Below are 21525 nucleotides of genomic sequence, written 5' to 3'. Positions count from 1 at the left end.
GCGCGTATCGCGGCATGAGCCAGCGTTTTCCGACCACAGGGAACCTACGGAGGGGCCGACCATTGAAGTGCGTCACCGTCTTCTGCGGAGCGACACCCGGCCTTGCCGGCATCCATACGCGGGCAGCCGCCGAACTGGGCAGCGCCATCGCGCGAAACGGCCTCCGCCTTGTCTACGGCGGTGCCACGGTAGGACTCATGGGCACCCTCGCCGACGCGGCGCTGGGGGCGGGTGGCGTCGTCGTCGGAGTCATTCCGCAGTACCTGAGCGTCGTCCCCGAAGCAGCACACCCGGGGCTGACGGAACTACACGTCGTGCCCGACATGCACCGGCGCAAAGCCATGATGGCCGAACTCGGCGACGCCTTCGTCGCCCTCCCCGGCGGCGTGGGCACCGCGGAGGAGTTCTTCGAAGTTCTCACCTGGTCCCACCTACGCCTGCACGACAAGCCCTGCGTACTCCTCGACATCCACGGCTACTACCGTCCTCTGCTCGCGTTCATCGAGCATGCCGTCCGTGAAGGCTTCATCGACTCCGACACCGCTCGCCGCGTCATCGTCTGCGAACGGGTCGAGCAGGTCTTCGAAGTGCTCCGGCATGTCGGCATCCCGGGCGGAATTGACACCGCGGACGCGTGAGCGTCCTTGTCGCCCGTAGAGCCAGGGGAGTATCCGCCGTTCAGCTGTCGAGACTGCAATCGGAGGCTCCACATGAGCGTTGCACGCCCGCTGGCCGGTCGGCGCCGGCCGACGTTCGCCCTCCTCGCGATGGCACAGTTCGTCGTGGTTCTGGACATTACCATCGTCAACGTCGCCCTGCCGTCGATCCAGACGTCGCTGCGCTTCTCGGGTGAGAGTCTCACCTGGGTCGTCGACGCCTACATGCTGACCTTCGGCGGCTTCCTGCTCCTCGGCGGGCGGGCAGCGGACCTTTTCGGACGGCGACGGATGTTCCTCATCGGCTTGACGGTCTTCGGCTTGGCATCGATGGCCTGCGGTCTCGCGGCGAACAGCGGTGAACTCGTAGCGGCCCGCGCGGTGCAGGGTCTCGGTGGCGCACTGCTGTCGCCGGCCTCACTGTCCCTGGTGGCCCTGACGTTCCAGGTGGACGCGGAGCGCAACAGGGCCATGGGAATCTGGAACGCCGTGGCGGGCGCGGGCGGTGCGACCGGCGTGGTGCTCGGTGGGGCACTCACCGACAGCCTCGGCTGGCAGTGGGTCTTCTGGGTCAACGTACCCCTGACTCTGGCCGGTGCCCTGATCGGTCTCAGACTGATCACCGAACCCTCAGGCCGACTCGCGCCCCGACTGCGGGAATTCGATGTGTTCGGTTCGGTGGCCGTGACCGCCGGGTTGTCCGCGCTGATCCTCGGGCTGGTGCAGTTCGGCGAACACGGCCCGACGTCGGGCGCGGCCCAGGCCGCGGTGGTGGCCGCGGTGGTCCTGCTGGGAGTCTTCGTCGTCGTCGAACTGCGCGTGCCCACGCCGTTGGTCCACTTCGAAATGTTCCGGTCACGCTCTCTGAGTACGGCCAACGGAATGATCCTGGTCTTCACGGCCGGCGTCGTGGCCACCAACTTCTTCGTGACTCTCTATGCCCAGCAGGTCCTCGGCTACGGCTCCTTCGAGGCCGGGCTGTCACTCCTGCCGCTGGCACTGGGCCAGATCCTCTTCTCCCAGCTGGCGTCACGCTGCCTCCCTCGGCTCGGGACGCTCGGGGTGCTGCTCGTCGGCATGGGTGCCGCCGCACTGGGCTTCGGGTGGTTCTCACTCGTGTCTGCCGACGGCTCCTTCGTGAGAGACGTCCTTGGCCCGGCCGTTCTCGTCTCTGTGGGCGGTGGTTTCGGTTTCGTGGCGCTGATCGTCCTCGCCGTTTCCGGCGTCGAACCGCGACGGGCGGGCCTGGCCGGTGGTCTGGTCAACATGTCGCAACAGGTCGGCGGCGCCCTCGGACTCGCCGTGCTGGCGTCCCTTGCCGCCTGGCGGACCGGCCGGCGGATTCAGGACGGCGTGGCGGTACGTGAGGCGCTCACCGACGGTTTCCGGCTCGGCTGGCTGACCACGTCTGGAGTCGTCCTGGCCGCCATCCTCGCCGCCACCCTGGCCTTGCGCGGACGCGGAACGCCGACGCGGGAGGCTAGGGAGAACGACTCCACGGCGGAGACCGTCCAAAAGGCCTGACCCACCGCCGGGCTCACACGGCCCGACATTGCCTGCTACGGCTCATGAGCGTGCTGCCAAAAATATGGCAGCACGCTATAAATATTCCGTAAAGGGTTGCCGAACAGCATGAAACTCTCTCTTGGATCGTGAACCGTAACGAGGTTCGAATTTGTTGCATTCGGTGCGCACTTTGTTGTCGATGCGTGCCGAATCGCACACAGCTACTTCTCTTGCCGCACGGGGTGCGAGTAGATTCCTTGATATCGGCAACGGGCTTCTGTGGAAGAATATGTCGAAACCTGCCCCCCCTCCCTTCAGTATGGCGAAAATCGCCACGGAGAAACGGATGTGGCAATGACCATCACGACCGGAAATCATGCCCGGAACGAATACGAACGCGAATTGAAATCCCATTGGGACGCCAAGACGGCCGACGAGATCAATCTGCTGCTCGGCGCCGAGGACGATCTCTACCATCACCACTACGCCATCGGCGACTTCGACCGGTCGGTCCTGGACACCCCGCCCGAGCACCGGGAGGAGGCGATCTTGCGTGAACTGCACCGCATGGAGAGCGATCAGATCAGGCTGATCCTCGACGCCCTGGGTACGCTGCCGGCCGACTCTCGGGGAATGGACGCCGGCTCGGGCCGCGGCGGAACCGCGTTCACCATCGCCCGCGAACTCGGTCACCGTGTCGAGGGGGTCAACTTCTGCGAGCATCACGTCGAGTTCGCCGAGGGGCTGGCGCGCAAGCGAGGCTGGGACGACCGCGTCCGCTTCCACCTGGGCAACATGCTGCAGACACCTTTCGAGGACGGCTCGTTCGATTTCGTCGTCTCCAACGAGACCACGATGTACGCCGACGCCTTCGAGGCGATGCGAGAGTTCTCCAGGCTGCTGCGCCCCGGTGGACGCTACGTCATGACCACTTGGTGCCGAGACGAGGCGGTCGACCCGCGTTCCGAGGCGACCCGGAGCATCGACAAGCACTACGTGTGCAACATGCACCGGCGCGGCACCTACTTCCAGGCGTTCGCAGCCCACGGCCTGACCCCCTACCGGGTCGAGCGGTACACGCGGGAAGCCATGCCGTACTGGGAGCTCCGCAACCTCAGCGCCCTGCGCACGGGAGTCGAGGAGCCCTTCCTGGAGGGCTACCGCGACGGAAGCCTGAACTACATGGTCGTCGCGGCCGAGCGGATCTGATCCCACGCCACCACTCAGTTCACACCGAAACCACCATGGAGGAACTCACGCATGCCGAACATGGACACCGTCACCCTCGGTGAGCACGACGCGGAGCAGCGGGGCTACTGGGACGCCAAACAGACGGACGACATCAACCTCCTGCTGGGATCCGAAGACGGCCTCTACCACCACCACTACGGCATCGGTGACTACGACCACGCGGTTCTCGACGCGCCGGCCGGACGCCGGGAGGAACAGATTCAGAGGGAACTCCACCGGATGGAGACCCTGGAGACGGGTCTGGTCCTTGACGCACTGGGCGAGGTGCCGTCCACGGCCCGCGTCATGGACGCCGGATCGGGGCGCGGTGGCACCTCCTTCGTGATCGCGGACAAGTTCGGCTGCCGGGTCGACGGGGTGAACTACTGCGCTCACCACGTGGATTTCACCCAGAACCTGGCCCGTGAGCGTGGCGTCGCCAACCGCGTCCAGTTCCACTTCACCAACATGATGCAGACCCCGTTCGAGGACGGGACCTTCGACTTCATCGTGTCGAACGAGACCACCATGTGCGTGGACATCCACAAGGCGTTCGCCGAGTTCTCCCGGCTGCTGCGCCCGGGCGGACGCTACGTCGCCGTGACCTGGAGCAGGCACGACGCGGTGCACCCACGCTCGGAGGCGTCGCGCGAGATCGACGAGCACTACCTGTGCGGCATGCACAAGCGCAGTACCTACTTCGAGGCCCTGGCTGCCAACGGTCTGGTCCCCTACCACGTGCGGGACCACACCGAGGAAGCCATCCCGTACTGGGAACTGCGCGAGCACTCCGAGCTGCGCACCGGTGTCGAAGCGCCGTTCCTGCGGGGATTCCGCGAACAGAGCATCGACTATCTGGTCATCGCCAGCGAACGCGTCTAGCCAGGCCCCTCGCCGCCTCGGCGAGCCAGGAGGAGCGGGCCGGACCCGGCCTGACGTACGACCGACCGGGTCCGGCCCGTCACCTGGCGGGCCGCAGGGCAGCCGACGAGGCCGCCACGGTATGGACGAGTTCGGCACGGACAGCAGATTCTGCCAAGGACCGAGGGAAAGAGGTGGACAGACGATGGCCGAAGCGCCGGAGTTGTCGCTGGAGATGCGGCGGGACGGGCTGGACCCGATCGCGCAGTTGGCACGGGTGCGCGACACGGACGGGGTCGTGCGGGTGGAGACGCTGTTCGGGGCGCCCGCGTACCTCGTGTGCCGTTACGAGGACGTACGAGAGGTACTCGCCGACCCGGTCCGGTTCAGCAACGCGCGCTCGCCGCTGTTCGGCATAGACAGCGGAGGTGATGTGACGGAGGAGGAACTGACGTTGATGCGGGCCGGGAACCTGCTCGGGTTCGACCCGCCGGAGCACACCCGGCTGCGCCGTCTGCTCACCCCCGAATTCACGGTGCACCGGCTGCGCCGCCTGCAACCGCGCATCATCGAGATCGTCGAGGCGGGCCTGGACGACCTGGCGGCGGCGGGCAGGCCAGCCGACCTAATGACGCACTTCGCGCTGCCCGTGCCGTCGCTGGTCCTCTGCGAACTGCTCGGGGTGCCGTACTCCGACCGCACCGACTTCCAGGACCGCTCGGCCAGACTGCTCGACCTCACGCTGCCCATGGCACAGCGTGAGGCGACCCGGCGGGAGGACCGGGAGTACATGGCCGAGCTGGTCGCCCGGGCTCAGGCGGATCCGCAGGACGACCTGCTCGGGTCGCTGGTGCGTCAGCACGGTGACGTGCTGACCACGGACGAACTGATCGGCATCGCGAGCCTGTCGGTGATTGCCGGGCACGAGACCACGTCGAACATGATCGGCCTGAGCACCCTGGCTCTGCTGCGGCACCCGGAACAACTGGCCCTGGTCCGGGATGATCCCGCCCTCGCGGAAGCCGCCGTCGAGGAACTGCTGCGCTGGCTGTCCATCGCTCACTCGCTGCTGCCCCGCAGGACGACGACCGAGGTGGAGATAGCAGGCCGGACCATCCCGGCGGGGTCGTTCCTGATCCTGTCGATACCGGCGGCCAACCGCGACAGCGCCCTCGTCGAAAGTCCAGACGCCCTCGACATCGCCCGGGGAGCCGCCGGTCACCTCGCCTTCGGCCATGGTGTGCACTTCTGCATCGGGCATGCGCTGGCCCGGATGAAGATGCGTATCGCCCTGCCGGCCCTGCTGCGGCGCTTCCCCGGCCTGGCCCTCGCCGATCCCACCGCGGAGATCGAGTTCCGCGGTTCCAGCCTGGTGTTCGGCCTGGACAAGCTGCGGGTGACATGGTGACCGGGACTCCATCCACCATGAAGGTCGTGGTCGACGAGACGACATGCCTGGGCACAGGCCAGTGCGCGATGATCGCCCCGGAGGTCTTCGAACAGCGTGCCAACGGCGTCACCGTGGCTCTCGAAACCGAACCGCACCAGTCGCGCCGCGCCGCCGTCCGCGAGGCAGCCCTGGCCTGCCCGGTGGCGGCGATCCGGCTCAGCGAGGGAAGCGAACCGAGCACGGTGGCGTCGACGGCGTTCGGCTACGACGATCTCCCCGGCCTCATCGCCCGTATGACCGGCGACGAACGCCACGCCTTCTCGTCGTCGTCCACGAAGGACGTCCTGTGGGTGCTGTACGACCGCGTCCTCAACGTGTCGCCGGACCGTACGGACGACGACGAACGTGATCGTTTCTTCAACTCCAAAGGCGCCGGCCCTATGGCCCAGTACGCGGTGCTCACCGCGAAGGGGTTCCTACGGCCGGAACAGTTGGACAACTGGGGAACGTGGGACTCGTCGCTCGGCTACGTTCCCGACCGAGTCACTGTGCCCGGTGTGGACCTCTCGTCCGGTTCGCTCGGTCACGGCGTTCCGATCGCCGTCGGAGTCGCACTGGCCTGGCGTATTCAAGGGCGCTGCGGCCCGAGTGTCTTCGTACTGATCGGGGACGGTGAGTTCGACGAGGGGAGCAATCACGAGGCGATGGTTCTCGCCGGGAGGATGGGGTTGGACCAGGTCGTTGTCGTCGTGGTGGACAACGGGACGGCAAGCCACGGCTGGCCCGGGGGAATCGAGAAGCGATTCGCCCGCGAAGGGTGGGCGACGGACGTGGTCGACGGCAAGAACCATGACGAGATCTTCACCGCGCTGACGCGGAAACACACAGGAAAGCCGCTGGTAGTCGTGGCCACCGTCACCCGCTAGCCGTCGTTCAAGAGGAGCGGATCACTGTGCCTTCTCCGGCAGGAATCAGCGAAGAGAAAACCTATCCAGACATGTGGAGTGCCTTCGGTGACACGATGGCGAACGCGTTGGACACCGATCCGCGCGCGGCCGTGGTGCTGGCCGACATCGGTACCCAATTCTTCAAAACGGCGAAGCAGAGGCATCCCGACCGCGTGATCAACGTCGGTATCAGGGAACAGCTCATGATGGGCGTGGCCAGTGGTCTCGCGATGTGCGGGCTACGGCCCGTGGTCCACACGGTCGCCTCCTTCCTCGTGGAGCGCCCCTTCGAACAGATCAAGTTGAACTTCGCCCAGCAGAACGTGGGCGCGGTGCTGGCCAGTTGGGGAGCCTCCTACGACATCACCGAGTTCTCCTGGTCGCATTTCACACCCGAGGACGTCGCGCTGCTCGACTCCCTGCCGAACTGGACCGTACATGTACCAGGGCACCCCCAGGAAGCCGCCGAACTGCTGCTCCGCTCGCTTCCCGGGGACGACCGCGTGTATGTCCGGCTGTCCAGCCAGGCGAACAAAGAACCCCGGAGCGTCTCGGAGTCGTTCGAGGTGGTCAGGGAGGGTGACCGCGGAGTGATTCTCTCCGTCGGCCCCACTCTGGACAGGGTGATGGCCGCGGCATCCACGCTCGACGTGACGATCCTGTACGCGTCGACGATCCGGCCGTTCGACTCCGCCGGGCTTCGGACCTCGGTGCTGGCCGGGCACCGGCCCGATGTCGTTCTGGTGGAGCCGTACCTGGCCGGTACCTCGGCACACGAGGTGTCCTCGACGCTCGTCAACGTGCCGCACAGGCTCCTCTCCCTGGGAGTCCGAAGGAACGTCGAGGCTCGTCGCTACGGCACGCCCGACGACCACGACCGCCTCCATGGGCTTGACGCCCGGAGCCTCGGCGAACAGATCAGGTCGTTCCTCGTCTGAACGAAAGCGTGAGACAGGCAGGGGTATGGAGAAGGTGCTGAAGATGACCGCTCGAATCCGTACGGCCCGTGGGCGTGGCACGATCGGCGTGCGCGCGCTCGTCGGTCCCACCGGAGTCGGGAAGAGCGCGGCGGCCACCGCACTGGCGCGCGACACCGGAGCACCAGTCCTTGTGGCCGACCGTATCCAGTGCTTCACCGATCTGGTCGTGACGAGCGGTCGTGCCGCCGATGCCCATGTCCTGGAGGTCGACCGGATCTGGTTGAGCGACCGGACCGTCAGCGACGGGGACTACGCCCTCGGCGAGGCATCGGAAGACCTGCTGAGCAGACTCGGATCACTCGTCACCGACCGTGGGCTGGTTGTACTGGAGGGCGGTTCGATTTCTCTGCTGCTCCGCTTCGCCGAACTGATGGAAAACCTCCCCTACAGCGTTTCCGTCGACCTCCTTCCTATTTTCGACAAGAGCTACTATTCGGCGCGGCAAATCGCGAGAGCACGGAAAATGCTCTTGCCGGACAGTTCCGGAAGGAGCCTTCTCACAGAGTTCGCTGCCGCTTGGAGAACACCTGGCCAACGACGCTTCGCCGCGTCCGTCAGTGGACTGGACAGTATCTGCGAATGGTGCGCCAAACACTCGGTCGAACCAGAGGAGGTGGCCGATGTCGACCTCTCAGAGAAGATGCTTGGCGAACTCTCGACCATGCTGGGCGAGCGGTACGCGGCGCACGGCTTCACACAGGAGCGACTCTTCCTGAAGACTTTCGATCACCATGTCCGGAATTCGCCGGATGCGTGATCGATGGCGAACCGACGAAGCCGGGCTCACAAGTGCGGCCGAGGACTTCGGGCACTGCGTACATGCGAAACCTGCGGCAGTACTCGCGCCGCGCTCGCCGGCCGAGGTCCAGGAAGCGGTGTCGTACGCGGCAGGCCAGGGCAGACCGCTCGCCGCACGGGGGGCCGGGCACTCCACGTACGGTCAGGGCCAGGCCGCCGACGGGATCGTGCTGGACATGACGGAACTCGACACCGTGCACGAGGTCGGACCCGATCACATCGTGGTGGACGCCGGTGCCCGATGGTCGGACGTGGTCGCGGCCACGCTCCCCGGACTCCGGACGCCGCCGGTTCTCACCGACTTCCTGGGCACCACGGTCGGCGGCACGCTGTCCGTCGGCGGATTTGGTGGCGCGAGTCATCGACACGGCGCGCAGACCGACAACGTGGTGGACCTCGATGTCGTCACCGGGACAGGCGCTCTGGTGAGGTGTTCTCCGCTCGGGAACCGTGACTTGTTCGACTGTGTGCGCGGGGGGCTTGGCCAGTTCGGCGTGATTGTCCGAGCCACTCTGCGGCTCGTCCCGGCCTTCGACAAAACGCACTGGTACAAGTTCCTGTACAACGACCTGACGGTCTTTCTCGCCGAGCAGACACGCCTCGCGCACGAGGGAATGTTCGACCATGTGGAAGGCCGGGTCCTGCCGCTCGGGAGCGGTCCGTGGCGATATCGGCTTGACCTGGCCAAGCACTGTCTCACCGGGGACCCGCCGGACGAACGGTCCGTGCTCCGGAGCCTTCACCCCGAATGCCGTGCCGAACCTGTCGAGGTTCTTCCACATGCCGAGTTCCTCGACCGGATGGCGGCCGGAGAACAGGAACTCCGGAGGACCGGAGAGTGGTTCCATCCGCATCCCTGGCTGAACATGCTGTTGCCGGCTCCGACAGCCGAGGGGTTCGTTCGGCAGGCACTCGACGGTCTGACGCAGGAATCCACAGGCCGGTCAGGGCTCGTCATCGTCTATCCACTACCGACCGCGAAGCTCGCAACGCCGTTCGTCCGAAAGCCCACCGACGCGACAGCGTTCATGGTCGCGTTGCTGCGTACGGCCCTGCCCGGCGAACAAGGTCCGATGATCGCGAGTAACCGTCAAATATACGAACAAGCTCTGGCAGCAGGCGGCGTCGCCTATCCGGTCAACGCCCTGCCGATGTCGCCCGAGGACTGGCGCAGACACTTCGGACCACTGTGGAACGACTTCGCACGCGCCAAGCGACGCTTCGACCCGAACATCATCCTGACGCCCGGACACGGAATACGGCTCATCTGAGGATCGTCGCCAGTACCAGCGGGAGCTGCTTCTGTCAGACTTTCGGGCTAGTACTCCAGCGGTAGTTCGCTATCGTCCCTGGTCAGGGGCTTGTTATTGAGTCTAGTTGACTGATGGTGCGTCATGTTGTGGCAGTTCGTGACCGGCGGTGCGACGGGCGTAGTGACAGCGTTTGGCGGTCGCTTGGTGGCGTCTTCTGAAGCGGGACCAGGTCAGTGCGCGGTCGGGATGCCGATGCCGCGTTGGACCGGGGCGGAGAGCTTCCAGGAGTCTCCGGATTTCTGCCAGGCTGAGGGGCGCGAGAGTGCGGGAATCGTTTCTTCGGCCCCCTTTTCGATCTCGGTGGCGGCCATGGCGGCGAGGAAGACATCCGATGCAGTTGATCTGTCAAGCGGCTGCTGTGTTGAGGCACTTCGCAGTGCCGGGGAAGGCGGTGCTCTCGTCGTAGCGGGTGCGGTTGCTGAGGCAGTGGTGGAGACAGCCGATCATCCGGTTGAAGAGGTTGCGCTGAGCTGCGGTGTGGTGATCGCCGTCGTCGCGGCGTCGGTCGTAGTGGGCCTTGGCGCCCGGTGAGGCGGTCAGGGCGGAGAAGGCCCACAGGTAGCCGGCGGAGGCCAGTCGCTGGTTCTTGACCCGGCGGGCCTGGACGCTGACTGTCTTGCCGGAGGCCCTGGTGATGGGGGCTGCTCCTGCGTATGCCTTCAGGGACCTGGCGGCGGCGAAGCGGGATCGGTCGTCGCCGATCTCGGCGAGTCCCCGGGCTCCGGTGAGCGGGCCGAGGCCGGGGAAGCTGGTGATGATCTCGGCGTCCGGGTGCTTCTCGAAGGACTCCGTGGTGGCTGCGGCGAGGTCGTCCGCGCTGGAGCATGCCGCTTCGAGCTGCCGCAGCAGGGCGAGGGTCTGTCGGCCCATCGCCTCCTCGACGAGCGGGAGTTGACGCATCTGCGGAAGGCGGAGAGCGGTGTGGAGACGGTCTGCCTCGGCCTCGATCCCGCGCTGGCGGCCGGCTTTCTTGGCCAGCGCCCGCAGTTGGGCGCGGGTGAGCCTGGCCGCCCGCGCGGGGGTGGGTGCTGCGGCGAACAGGGTCCTGGCGATGGGGTGGCACAAGCCCTCGCGGTGGTGCCCTGCGGCAGCGAGGAAGCCTGGGAAGTAACTGTGCAGGTGGGAGCGGAGTTTGTTGCCAGCCTGGGTGCGGTCCCAGACCGCGTCCTGCTGGGCTCGGGCCAGGACCGCGGTGGCCTTGGCGAGCTCGCTGTTGCGCGGCAGCGTCCGGTGTGCGGCCGCGTCCGTGCGAAGGATGTTGGCCAGCACCATGGCGTCGAGATGGTCGGACTTCTTGCGGGCGACCGAGTATCGGTCTCGGTAGCGGGCAGCGGCCATCGGGTTGATCGCATAGACCGGCCGCTCGGTGGCGCGCAGGCACGCGACCAGCAGTCCCCGGGAGGTCTCGATGGCCACCGGGATCGGGTCCTCGGGAGTGTCGCCGTGAGCGGCGAGGAGGTCGAGCAGCTGCTGCAGGCCATGGGCGTCGTCACCGATCCGCGCGCGGGCCAACAAGGTTCCGTCGCCGCTGACCAGCGCGACGTCGTGATGGTCGCTGGCCCAGTCGATACCGCAGAACACTCCTATATGCACGTTATTGGTCTCCTCTCCGTCCTGCTGTTGCCGCTGGTCAGCCCTGCAGGGGCACGCGTCTCCCTAATGGCAGGGCTCGGTGGCCCGGCATCCGATTAGCCGTTCGTGACCCCAGCTGCCCGCAGGGCCCTCGGTCTTGTGGGGAGCTCGACGGCTCCGGGCACGGTGAGAGGTGGTCCCTGCGGGTGGCTCGAACCACGAACGCTACTGGGGTGGGTGGCGATGGACGGTGGCGGTGTTGCAGGTCTTCCTGGAGGGGTCGAGCCCCAGGCGTGGGCTACGCGATCCACCGACACCGACCACCGCCACCCACCGGCGGGGACGGTGCGGCCCACCGGAGGGCCGACTGGTTGCCGACGATCTCGGGCAGGAGCTCGGCGGCCGTCTCCCACGCGTCCAGCAGGACCGCCTGGACCTCGTCGAGGCCGAGTTGAGTTTCCCCGCCAGCGCCGAGGGCTGCCGCCCACGCCGTCGCGTCCTCGACCCTGACCTCCGCGCAGGCGACTACGGTGGATTCCGTCGGGCTCGGCAGGGCGAGCATGGCGGCCGCCGTGAGGGCCGGGCGGCCCTCCGGCGCGATCGTGCACGTGTATCCGGCGGAGCGGGCCGAGTTGTTGAACGGGCCCCGCACCCAGCCAACAGCGGGCAGTTCCGCGCCCCGGCGCCTGGAAAGCAAGGTCACGGCGCCGGCCAGCACGCTGTGCGGGAGCTGCTGTTCGAGCTGACGGCGCCGGTCCCTCGTGATCTCCAGCCCGTCCACGCCGGCCCAGGGGAGGTTCACCACGGCGCGCAGGCGCAGCGCCGGCGTCTGGTCGGCCGTCCAGTTCGTGGCGCAGCGGCCCTGGTTGAGGCTGAAGCGGGGGATCGGCTGCCACCGCCACACGCCATGGCCCGAGCGCGCCAGGCGGCCCGCGCCCCACGTCCCGCCGTAGAGGTCCACCTCCCGGGAACCAGGCCCGATAGCCCATGGTTCGTCCTCGCCTTCGGGCGGGACGGGGAAGCCCACGGCCGCGAGCGGATCGTGGCCATAGCTTGCCCGCCCGGCGTCGATGATCGCCTGCCAGACGGGTGCGGCGACCGCGACTGGTGGTCGATCGGGCACCAGACACAGCACCCAGCCCGGTTCTCCATCCTGGACGTGGTGCAGGTCCTGGAGCGCGGCCGTCCCGTGGGCCCACGCTTCCCCGGCCGGCCGCCCCAGCCCGGCCGCGGCAACCTCCTGGTATGCCGCGCCCATTTCGCGCTCCCGGTCCGGAAGCCCTTGGCCAACGCGCAGTCCGCCAGAGCCTGCCTCGGCCGCGGCATCACGTACCAGCGCGGCGAGAGCCTGGGCGGTGGGCATGCCGAAGGCAGGGACGCCGGCTGGTCGTCGTAGTAGACGGCCTCGACGAGGACAGCGGAGGCGGCCCGGGCGGGCACAGCATCGCCGCCCTGCTACCCAAGCGCCCGCCCGCCGGCATGCGGGTCATCGTCACCGGCCGGCCCCACCCGCTCCTCCCCGGCGACCTGCCGCAAGATCACCCTCTGCGGCAGCCGGACATCGTCCGCCCGCTCAGCCCCTCGCCGCGCGCCCAGGTCATCAGCGACATGGCCGGGCGGGAACTCGAGCGGCTGCTGAACGACACCCCGGTGGGCAGCGACCTGCTCGGCCTGCTCGTAGCCGCTCGTGGCGCGCTGTCGGACCGAGACCTGTCGGAAGTGCTCGACGTTCGCCCCCACGATGTGAAAAGACGGCTTCGCAGCATCACCGGGCGCAGCTTCCTCGTCGACGAACGCCGGCACCTCGCGCGGCCTCGGCCGGCAGCCGACCCGCGTCCCTATCTCCTGGGCCATGAAGAGCTCCGCCGCACGGCGCTGGCCGAGCTGGGCCCGTCCGTCGTCGGCGCCTGCGCGGACCGGCTCCACGCCTGGGCGGACGCCTACCAGGCCAAGGGCTGGCCGTCGCACACCCCGTCATATCTGCTCTACGACTATCCGCACATGCTCCGCAGCGCGGGCAGCACCGAGCGCATCGTCTCGCTCGCCTTGGACCCGCGGCGCCAGCTGGCGCTGGTGTCCCGTTCCTCAGTCGACACGGCACTGGCCGATCTTGAGGCGGCTCGCCAGCTGGTCGAGCTCGACGGGGCAAAGGATTTGGGTGTGTTGGCGGCGCTCACGGCTTCCCGCGATCTGCTGCACGAGGACGCCCGGGCACTGCCGCCGAGCCTCCCGGTGGCCTTCGCTTCCCTGGGACACTCCCGGCGTGCCATCGACCTCGCCAGGACCGCGCCGTACACGCCGGATCGGGCCGCCAGGCTGGCGCAAGTGGCCCGGGCTCTCGCGGGCAGCGACCCTCGGCATGCCATCGAGGCGGCGCAGGAGGCCGCCCGCTGGGCTCGACAAGCCCGCTACGAGGCGTCACCAGCGAACGGGGACGAGTACGACGCCGAGGCAGCGACGGGCCAGGTCGCCCTCGCACTGTTCTCGGTGGGCCAAGACCAAGACGGCCGCGCGCTGCTTGCATCTCTCCAGCCGCCGGCCCGAGAAGGCGACGAGATCCTCACGTGCCGCATCACCGTGGAGGCATCCCTCGCCGTCGCCCACCGCGACGCCGGTCTGGCAGAGGAACTTCTGGATGAAGCCGAGCGCTGTGCCGACGAACTGGCATCCGGCTGGGCTGCCGACCCCACGCCGCCGGTCAGAGCCTGGACCGCCGTCGCACAGGCCTCCTCCCAGCCCCGCACGGCACGCTTGGAGGAGCACATCAGCCTGTACGCGCAGACGCGCGACGAGAGTCTTGAGGCCTGCGCCGTTCACGCCGTCGCGGCCTCGGCTCTGGCGGCACACCGCCCCGATGAGGCAGCCGCCTTGGCCCAGCAGGCGGCACGACCGCTGCGAGCCGCCCTCCTCGCACCACAGTCACTGTCGCGCGAGGACACATCGCATCTGGACATTTTCTTGGAACTCATGCTGAAGAGCGTGGTGCGGGCTCTGCTGGACACCGGTGCCGTCGACGAGGCCAGCGAGCTCGTGGCCAACGTCCCCCTGACCCTGCGCATGGGCTGGTTCGGCCGGGACATACGGGCCGCGGCACTCGCTCTGCTACCCGGTTCCCCGCCCGAGGGTGAGGTCCCGCGCACGGCGGAGAGCCTGGCCCGGCAGGTGTGCGACCTTGCCGGGCAGGGACAGCAGGACGAGGCGGAGAGCAGGTTGCAGGAGGCTTTGGGCCTGATGGCGGACTCGCCCGACAATAGCGGTGTGCGGCAGACATGGCTGATCACGCTGTGCGCAGCGCTTGCTTCTGTCGGCGAAACCGCCGACGCTCAGCGGCTGGCCGAAGACCTTAAAGATCCCGTCGGCCAGGTGCGCGCCCTTGCGGCTGTCGCCGTCTCAGAAGCCATGGCGGGCCGTGTGCGAGAGGATAATCGGCTCGCACACACGGCCGCCGACCAGGCCCGGGTACTGGAAGGCGCCGGCAACTTCGCCCTCCTCGACGGCGCGCCCGGTGTGGGGGTGGCGGCCGCCCAACGCGCTGCCGCGCAGGCGCTCGCGTATGCGGGAGACAGTGACGGCGCGCTCGCACTGGCCGAAGAGGTCGGCAAGGAGAACAGTTCTCGGCGCCGGCGGACGCTGATCGCGGTGGCGGCTGGGCTGCGCGCCCACGATCCGGCGACTGCCGCCCGCCTCATCGACCAGGAGCGAGAACACGTGATGGCCAACTCGGCCGATCCCGGCAGCCGCATCGTCCGCCTCGCCGAACTCGCCGCCGCGATCGGTGGCGCATGTCCGGCCAGCAGGGACCAGCTCGACGAGGCTATCGAAAGCGTCTGGTCCGAACAACGCGCCGCGCAGAAGGACGCGACACTGGAAGAAGTCCTCGTTGCGGTCATCGTGGCCTCCCCCTCACAGCCAGAGCAGGCACGTCAGGCCCTCATGAGGTCATGGCGCAACTGGTCTGACGCTCCGCCGTGGGAGATCCCGGTCGATGGGTTCGCCGTCGCATTCGCCGCCTTCCAGGACTACGAAGCCGCCCACCGAGCCGCACAACTCCACCGCGACCCGGCCGAACGCGCCGCGGCCTTCGCCTCGGTCGCCGCCTACCTCACGCACACAGCCGCCGCGCAGCCCATCCCCGGCGACAGCAGTAGCACCTTCACACAGACTCTCCTGATTCTGGCTCTGCAGGACCTGCCCCCCGACCCGGTCCAAGCCGCCGCACCAGCACGCCGATTCCTGGCCGATGCACTTGCTGACGAAGGCTGGCACCACGCCCTTCCCGTCCTGGCCCACATCGCGCCCGACGAGGTGCGACGCATCCGTGATCTCGTCTTCATCCACCGCCGCCTGGACGTTCCATTCACCGCGATGTAAACCGCCTTCCTCAGACGGCATGAGTCAATTCCAGCACTGCCCGTCAGCTCCTCAAAACCCCTGTCCAGCACGGCTTCACGCTCGCTGCTCTACTGTGACGCCATGATTACGAAGGTCATCGAGCTGGACGACTCCCACGATGCTGGGCTGCGTGCGGGTAGGTGACCACCGCGTCCGACTCGCCCTTGCGGGTGGTGACCTCGGACTCGTTGACGCCGAACGCCTTCACCTTGATCCGTACCCAGCCGGGCTTGCGGACGGGCACCGGTACGTCCTTGATCTGAAGTGCGTCGAGGCCGCCGGGCCGGGTGACGACGACGGCCCGCATCGTCGCCGGTGCGGCGCCGCCGGTTGCTGTCGGTTGGCTCATGCCGAGCTCCTTGTTCTGTTCGTCCCCTTACACTGCGCAAAGAAGAACTCGACCAACGCGTCGCCGGCCTCATCGACCTCGTCCTCAAAGAAAGCACCGGCCGCATAACCCCCGTCCGTGGAGGCGCGCTCCGTCCGATGCCGGGGACGGAAGCAGCCCCGGCATCGGCCCTCTGCCTACCGTCTGTGCCTCACGGCACTCGGGTCCAGGCGCCGTACTGCAACCCTCCCAGAACCTGGCTTCCCTGTTTCAGTACGGCCTTCTCCAACTGGTCCGGCAGGGTCTCGTCGAGGACGATGCCTGCGGGCAGGGACAGGCCCGGGTGCGAGGCGTGTGAAGTACTCGGTGGAGATGATCCTGCGGCGGGTGTCCTCGGGCAGGCGGGCCAGGATGCCGGGCAACGGGCGCTCACGTGCGACTTCGCCGCGATGCGCGAGGATCGCGCGCCATTTCTGTTCTGCCCAGGGTGTTACATCGACGGCCGCGGTCACGTACGCGTCCGGGACGGACAGCACGGTCTTGCCGACGCCGGTCAGCAGCGGTCCCAGGTCACCCACCCCGGAGTGCGGGTGGGTGGCTGCGTAAAGGGCACGGGTCTGCCAGGGCTCACCGGCCTCCGGGTAGAGGTGAGCGAGCCCGGCAGCCTCCACCGCGAGCAGGGTCACCCGGTGGGTGTGGCGGTGGTCCGGATGGCCGGTCAGTTGGCCTACGGCGTCGTGGAAGATCACGACGTCGGGACGGAACTCCCGCAACTGCGCGACCAGCCGGGCGATGACCTCGTCCAGGGGCGCGTCGAGCAAGCGAGGGCTCCCAGGCGCCGACGAGTTGTTGCGGGCGTCGCGGTACCCGAGCATCCGAGGTCGGCCTGCACCGAGGACTGCAAGGGCGTCGGCGAGCTCGGTCGCCCGATGACTGTCCGGAGCCCAGGTAGCGGTGACGACTGCGGTGCGCGCGCCTTCGGCGGCATGCTGGGCGAGGACTCCTCCCGCAAGGAGACTTTCGTCGTCCGGGTGGGCGAACACGCCGAGCAGCGACGGGATGGACGGGGAAGCGGATGTGGTCACGGGGTGGTGGACCTTCCTCAAGATGGGTTGGGCGGTCAGCCGCCGGAGGCCGTCGGCATCACCCGAAGGCGCCGGACAGGGGAGTGGAGCAGTACGACGAACCCCCCGGCGGTGGCGACTGCCGCAACGGCCATCGACGGGACGAGACTGATCGCGGAGACGAGGAGGCCCGCCCCGAGCGCGCTGAGGAATCTTGGGCCGAACGTCATCCAGGTACCGATCGACTGCTGCCGTCCTTGGTACTGGGGTTCGCACACGCCCTGGCGTACCGAGCGCTGGGTCGAGCCGTGCGCGGTCGCGCCCGCGAACCGGACGGTCACGCAGACTCCGATGACGATCTGCCACAGCAGGCCCGGGCCGGCGATGAGCACCGGCATCAGGATGAGCGGCTGCAGGGCCAGCGTGCACAGCAGCAGCGGGCCGACGCCCCACCATGCGCCGCGCGGGCGGGCGAGGCGCCGGCCGGCCAGGGCGCCGACGACACCGCCGACGCTCGCGCAGCCCATGACCACGGCCAGGGCGACCGGTGACCAGTGCAATTCCCGGACCACGTAGATCAGGTAGAGAACATCCCAGGCAGTCATCGCCAGGGACAGCGCCGTGTTGGACAGCACCAGCGGCCACAGCACCGGGTGCCGGACGGTGTACCGAAGTCCGTCGCGGATCTCGCGCCACAGGGTGCTGTCGGCCGGACGCGGTCTTGGCGGTGGCTCCGGTGTACGGATCCGCGTCATGCACACGACGCTGATGAAGTACGAGGCGACGTCGGCGATGATCGCGCGGCTCGTCCCCAACAGCGCGATCAACCCGGCCGCGCAGTAGCTGCCCGCGGCGTCCGTGAAAGAGAACAGGGCGCCCATCTTCGAATTGGCGGCCGCGAGGTTCTCGCCCTTGGCCAGCGAGGGCAGATAGCTGATTCCGGCCGTGGAGGAGATGTCGTTGACGGCGGCGAGCAGCAGGCCGACGACACACAGCAGCGGCAGGGACAGCCAACCGAGGTACGCGGCGAGCGGCACGCACAGCAGCAGTACTCCGCCCACCGCCTTGCCCCAGGTCAGCAAGGCCAGCTTGCGATACCGGTCGACCAGCGCCCCGCCGAAGAGCGCCGTCACCGCGGGCGGGAACCGTTGGGCGGCGTAGAGCAGGCTCAGCTCCCAGGGAGTGGCCTTCAGTGTGATCAGGGCCAGGCTTGGCAGTGCGACGGACGTAACCGCGCCGCCCAGAACACCTACTGCAAGCCCGTTGTTGTAGATCATCAGGTCGCGGTTGACCGTGTCCTCGGCGGCCGTCGGCATCGAGGATGCGGCGGAACGGGGGAGCGGTTCATCGGAAGCCGTCACGCACGCCCCCCTTCGGCCTCGTCCAGACGGCTCTGGAGTCGTTCGTGGCCCAGTGGTCGTCGTTGCGTCGGTCGGCAGCTGCTCATGCCGGTTCCGCCGGGGCCGGGAGTTCTGGGGGAGAGGCAGGAAGGAAGTTCGCCGACTTGGCGGCCAGATGCCGGTCGAGGTACTCGGCAGCGTCGTCCGGGCGCATGCGGGCCAGGGCGACCAGAGCGGTGATGGCCACGTCGGCGACTTCCGCATGCGCGTGAGCCCACGGCGCTTTCGCTTTGCGGGGGTTGGTGCCGCGGGCTCCGATGACCGCTTGGGATGCTTCCCCGGTCTCCTCGGCGATCTTGAGGACCTGCAGGGTCCACTGTTCCTCTCGGCCCAGGCCGAGCGCGGTGTCGTGTTCGTTGAAGCGGCGGGCGAGTTGATGGATGGTGTCCCAGGGGATGGCGTGCACGGCGTGGTGTCTCCTTCAGAGGGTGTTGGGCGTGGTGCCGGGGTGATCGAGGGCGGCAGCGAAGGTCTGTTCGCGGGTGAGCTCGGTGGTGTTTATGACGTGACCGTCGGCGTGGAGTCAGTGCGCTCGTAGTTCCGGTGCTCGCGGCGGTGACTGCGTAAGGCGCTGCGGACGGCGGAGCCGGTGTCCTCGGGGTCAGCCACCACCGTCCCCGGCAGGGCCTGGACGAGTTCAGCCGCGAGCGTCGGCTTTCCCACGCCGAACAGGCCGTTGATCGATACGGTCATCGGCTGTCTCCGGCGCTGGTCAGGTCCCCCGCTGCTGGCGCGAGGCGCGCGTCGCCGTCCAGGGAGGGCCAGTGGAAGACCAGCCTGGATTCCGCCTTGTCCAGCACATGGCCCTCGGGCAGGTCCCGGTCCGCCGTGCCGGCCGGGTGCACGGTCAAGTGGGGGTAGCCGCCAGCGCGGACCGTGCTGTCCCAGGCGCGGACCCGAGCGGCCATCTGCCCGGCGAGGTCTTCGCCGGCTGGGCCGAAGGCGTGGACGATGAACTCGCTGCGCCGCTCGGCGGGGGTGTCCCCGTCCTCGACCAGGACGTGCGTCAGGTAGGCAAGAGACCCCTCACCCACCATGGCGGCCGCGTCCGCGCCGCGCGGCACGGACGCCAGGCCGCCGTCGCGCTCGCCGTCCAACGCGAGCCGGCAGAACCCGTCCAGCGTGGTGGCCAGCAGCAGTTGCAGGGTCTCGAACGACTCGTCGCCGGCCACACTCACGCTTGTGCCGAGTTCGTAGCGAGGCCCTCGCAGCGCCTGGTCCAGGCCGGCGGTGTCCGCGGGCAGTCCGTCCTCGAAGCGGAGTTGGAGCCCGCCGGGCAGATCGACGGCGGGGGTGGTGCGGGCCGCGGATCCCCGGTCGCGGATGAACCCGCAGAATGTCCAATCGCCAGGGCCGGCTTCGAGTACATTCCCGCGCTTGTGCAGGGCGATCGCCCGGGTGTAGCCGTGCATTTCCAGCGGCAGGACGAGGTGGCCGCCCTCGGCGAGCTGCTCGTGCCACGCCGGTGAGAGGTCCCACACGTTATAGGTGATCACGATGCCGTCGAAGCCGTCAGCGGGGACATGGCCCGGTGCGCCGAGGGCGCCGTCGCCGAGGACCGCGGTGACGCGGCCGCTGCCGGCCTCGGCCGTCAACTGCCGGGTGCGATGCACCACGTAGGGGTCGATGTCGACCGTCACCACGCGCCCGTGCCCGCGCCGGCCGCCGACGACGTGGGCGAGGAGCTCGGCGTTGAATCCGCCCGACCCGACCTCCAGCATCGTCATTCCTGGCTGCGGGCGCAGGCCGTCGATCATGGTGCCCTGCAACCACGAGGCGGAGACGCTGCTGACCGCCCGCCCCTCCTCGTTCCTGAGGGTGACGACGGCGAGGTTGTCGTCGTACGCCGTCTCCAGCGGGACCTCTGGCGCGTACCGGTGGCGGGGCACGCTCTGCAGCGCTTCGAGAACCGGTGCCGACAGGCTGTACCCGCGCCTCAGGATGTTCTCGGTCATCCGCCGCCGCAGCCGCGCAGCCTGCGGGGGCTCGCCGTCGACCGGCGGCCGCTGGCCGGCCACCGGGTAGGCGTGCACGGGCGGCAGGCCGGGCAGCACGCCCGGCCACACGAGATTCAGCGCTTGGGCGGACGGCGAGAAGATCCGACCGAGGGCGGCAAGCGCGTGCAGATCGTGCCACTCCCACCGCTCGAAGAGGTGGCGCTCCTGTTCGGGTACGGCTGGTTCACCGGACCATGCGACGGCGCGCACCACACCGGACAGGCGCCGCAGCGGGCCGCGGTCGTCCTGGAGGATCGCCACCAGATGGGCGTCCTCGGTGCGGCAGGCCAGTCCCGTCTCCTCGGCCAACTCGCGCACGGCCGCCGTGGGGAAGTCCTCGCCCGGCAGGACGCCCCCTCCGGGGAGCTCCCACACACCGTCGCTGGAGCGCCCCAGCAGCACCCGCCCGAAGGCGTTGGTGACCACCATGCATGCGCCGGCGACCGCCTGCGCCGACGGCTCTCCCTCCTTCTCCACCGCGGTGAACTCCTGCAGGGGGTCACGTAGGACGAGGAGTGCCAGGCCGTCGGCGTCGAACCGCTCCGCGGTCTTCCACCTCTCGGTGAGCAGCCGGATCTCGTCCTCGTCCAGCGCGATGTCGCGCCGGTCGGCCGGGGTGCCGGCGGCCAGGGGAGTGATCACCACGATCGCGCCGCCCGGGCGTAGCCGCCGGGCGAGCGAATGCGTCACCCGCTGACGGTCGCCGAGGAAGGGGTACACCAGGCGCAGGGTGATCAGGTCGTATCCGTCGTCGCTCAGCTCGGCCGCGTCGTCGTGGGTGACGTCCAGGCACAGCCAGCGCAGGCCCACCGCGTCCGCCCGCTCGGCCCGTGCCCGGGCCAGAGCGCTGTCGGCGAAGTCGACGGCATCGACGAGATAGCCGAGTTCGCCCAGGCAGACGGCGAGTTCTCCGGTTCCGCAACCCACCTCCAGAGCCCGGCCATTGGGCGGCGCGGGAACGTGCTCGGCCAGCAGGGCCTTCTCGGTCTGACCGACCCGTCGAAAGCCTCGTTCCTGCGCATAGTGGCGCTCCCACTGGTCCCGTCGGACGTAACCCACGTAGCTGCTCCTCATCGTGTGGTGGTTCTCTT

19 protein-coding genes are annotated in these 21525 nt (G+C 68.4%); 10 read left to right on the top strand and 9 right to left on the bottom strand.

The annotated features are described in order from the left end of the window. Window positions 1-14 precede the first annotated feature (14 nt). The 9 genes from STRTUCAR8_RS55790 (at window position 15) to STRTUCAR8_RS25910 (ending at window position 9639) form a co-directional block, all read left to right on the top strand. Entirely contained in the window at window positions 15-638 is a 624-nt protein-coding gene (locus STRTUCAR8_RS55790; protein ID WP_052350918.1) for an LOG family protein, read from the top strand. 72 nt (window positions 639-710) lie between these two features. Continuing rightward, window positions 711-2180, top strand: a complete 1470-nt coding sequence (locus STRTUCAR8_RS25945) for an MFS transporter (protein WP_006379059.1) — start codon at window positions 711-713, stop codon at window positions 2178-2180. Window positions 2181-2564: 384 nt separating this feature from the next. Then, a complete protein-coding gene (locus tag STRTUCAR8_RS25940; protein ID WP_234372780.1) occupies window positions 2565-3371 on the top strand; it encodes an SAM-dependent methyltransferase in 807 nt (268 codons plus the stop codon). Between the two features lie 51 nt (window positions 3372-3422). After that, window positions 3423-4274 carry a methyltransferase domain-containing protein gene (locus tag STRTUCAR8_RS25935; RefSeq protein WP_006378713.1) on the top strand — a complete coding sequence of 284 codons (852 nt, stop codon included), beginning with the start codon at window positions 3423-3425 and terminating at the stop codon, window positions 4272-4274. Between the two features lie 184 nt (window positions 4275-4458). Beyond that, entirely contained in the window at window positions 4459-5661 is a 1203-nt protein-coding gene (locus STRTUCAR8_RS25930) for a cytochrome P450 (RefSeq protein WP_044472830.1), read from the top strand. Window positions 5662-5678: 17 nt separating this feature from the next. Beyond that, window positions 5679-6569, top strand: coding sequence for a 4Fe-4S domain-containing protein (locus STRTUCAR8_RS25925; protein WP_006379290.1), 891 nt, complete (start codon window positions 5679-5681; stop codon window positions 6567-6569). Window positions 6570-6640: 71 nt separating this feature from the next. Continuing rightward, on the top strand, window positions 6641-7528 hold the full coding sequence (locus STRTUCAR8_RS25920; protein WP_044472829.1) for a transketolase family protein: 888 nt from the start codon (window positions 6641-6643) through the stop codon (window positions 7526-7528). A 43-nt stretch (window positions 7529-7571) separates the two neighbouring features. Further along, window positions 7572-8327, top strand: coding sequence for an isopentenyl transferase family protein (locus STRTUCAR8_RS25915; RefSeq protein WP_044472924.1), 756 nt, complete (start codon window positions 7572-7574; stop codon window positions 8325-8327). Continuing rightward, window positions 8320-9639: an FAD-binding protein gene (locus STRTUCAR8_RS25910; protein WP_006379010.1), complete on the top strand. Its 1320-nt coding sequence runs from the start codon at window positions 8320-8322 to the stop codon at window positions 9637-9639. The genes STRTUCAR8_RS25915 and STRTUCAR8_RS25910 overlap by 8 nt, the downstream gene beginning before the upstream one ends. A gap of 212 nt (window positions 9640-9851) precedes the next feature. Here the strand turns inward: STRTUCAR8_RS25910 and STRTUCAR8_RS52745 are convergent, their stop codons facing one another. From STRTUCAR8_RS52745 to STRTUCAR8_RS25900, 3 genes are all read right to left on the bottom strand, one after another. Continuing rightward, complete coding sequence (locus STRTUCAR8_RS52745; protein ID WP_158697459.1) at window positions 9852-9992, bottom strand: hypothetical protein; 141 nt, start codon at window positions 9990-9992, stop codon at window positions 9852-9854. 34 nt (window positions 9993-10026) lie between these two features. After that, window positions 10027-11268, bottom strand: a complete 1242-nt coding sequence (locus tag STRTUCAR8_RS25905; protein WP_044472923.1) for an IS110 family RNA-guided transposase — start codon at window positions 11266-11268, stop codon at window positions 10027-10029. A 283-nt stretch (window positions 11269-11551) separates the two neighbouring features. After that, window positions 11552-12511: a hypothetical protein gene (locus tag STRTUCAR8_RS25900; protein ID WP_006379267.1), complete on the bottom strand. Its 960-nt coding sequence runs from the start codon at window positions 12509-12511 to the stop codon at window positions 11552-11554. A gap of 221 nt (window positions 12512-12732) precedes the next feature. Here STRTUCAR8_RS25900 and STRTUCAR8_RS25895 point away from each other — a divergent pair, with 221 nt between their 5' ends. Beyond that, window positions 12733-15624 carry a hypothetical protein gene (locus tag STRTUCAR8_RS25895; RefSeq protein WP_006379058.1) on the top strand — a complete coding sequence of 964 codons (2892 nt, stop codon included), beginning with the start codon at window positions 12733-12735 and terminating at the stop codon, window positions 15622-15624. Window positions 15625-15739: 115 nt separating this feature from the next. Here the strand turns inward: STRTUCAR8_RS25895 and STRTUCAR8_RS25890 are convergent, their stop codons facing one another. The 6 genes from STRTUCAR8_RS25890 to fxlM form a co-directional block, all read right to left on the bottom strand. Beyond that, window positions 15740-15994 carry a hypothetical protein gene (locus STRTUCAR8_RS25890; RefSeq protein ID WP_006379102.1) on the bottom strand — a complete coding sequence of 85 codons (255 nt, stop codon included), beginning with the start codon at window positions 15992-15994 and terminating at the stop codon, window positions 15740-15742. Between the two features lie 176 nt (window positions 15995-16170). Then, window positions 16171-17058: a PIG-L deacetylase family protein gene (locus STRTUCAR8_RS25885; protein WP_006379229.1), complete on the bottom strand. Its 888-nt coding sequence runs from the start codon at window positions 17056-17058 to the stop codon at window positions 16171-16173. A gap of 35 nt (window positions 17059-17093) precedes the next feature. Then, window positions 17094-18398: an MFS transporter gene (locus tag STRTUCAR8_RS25880; RefSeq protein WP_158697458.1), complete on the bottom strand. Its 1305-nt coding sequence runs from the start codon at window positions 18396-18398 to the stop codon at window positions 17094-17096. Between the two features lie 82 nt (window positions 18399-18480). Then, window positions 18481-18843, bottom strand: coding sequence for a MazG-like family protein (locus tag STRTUCAR8_RS25875; RefSeq protein WP_006378724.1), 363 nt, complete (start codon window positions 18841-18843; stop codon window positions 18481-18483). Between the two features lie 92 nt (window positions 18844-18935). Further along, complete coding sequence (locus STRTUCAR8_RS25870; protein ID WP_006378888.1) at window positions 18936-19130, bottom strand: hypothetical protein; 195 nt, start codon at window positions 19128-19130, stop codon at window positions 18936-18938. Beyond that, the gene (gene fxlM / locus STRTUCAR8_RS25865; RefSeq protein WP_006379030.1) at window positions 19127-21493 is read right to left on the bottom strand and encodes a methyltransferase, FxLD system; all 2367 of its coding nucleotides are present in this window, start codon (window positions 21491-21493) and stop codon (window positions 19127-19129) included. Before fxlM ends, STRTUCAR8_RS25870 begins: the two co-directional genes overlap by 4 nt. Window positions 21494-21525 lie beyond the last annotated feature (32 nt).

Source organism: Streptomyces turgidiscabies Car8 (assembly GCF_000331005.1).
Classification (GTDB): Bacteria; Actinomycetota; Actinomycetes; order Streptomycetales; family Streptomycetaceae; genus Streptomyces; species Streptomyces turgidiscabies.
Note: the sequence above shows the minus strand (reverse complement) of the source record. Positions and strands in the feature narration are given on the sequence as shown.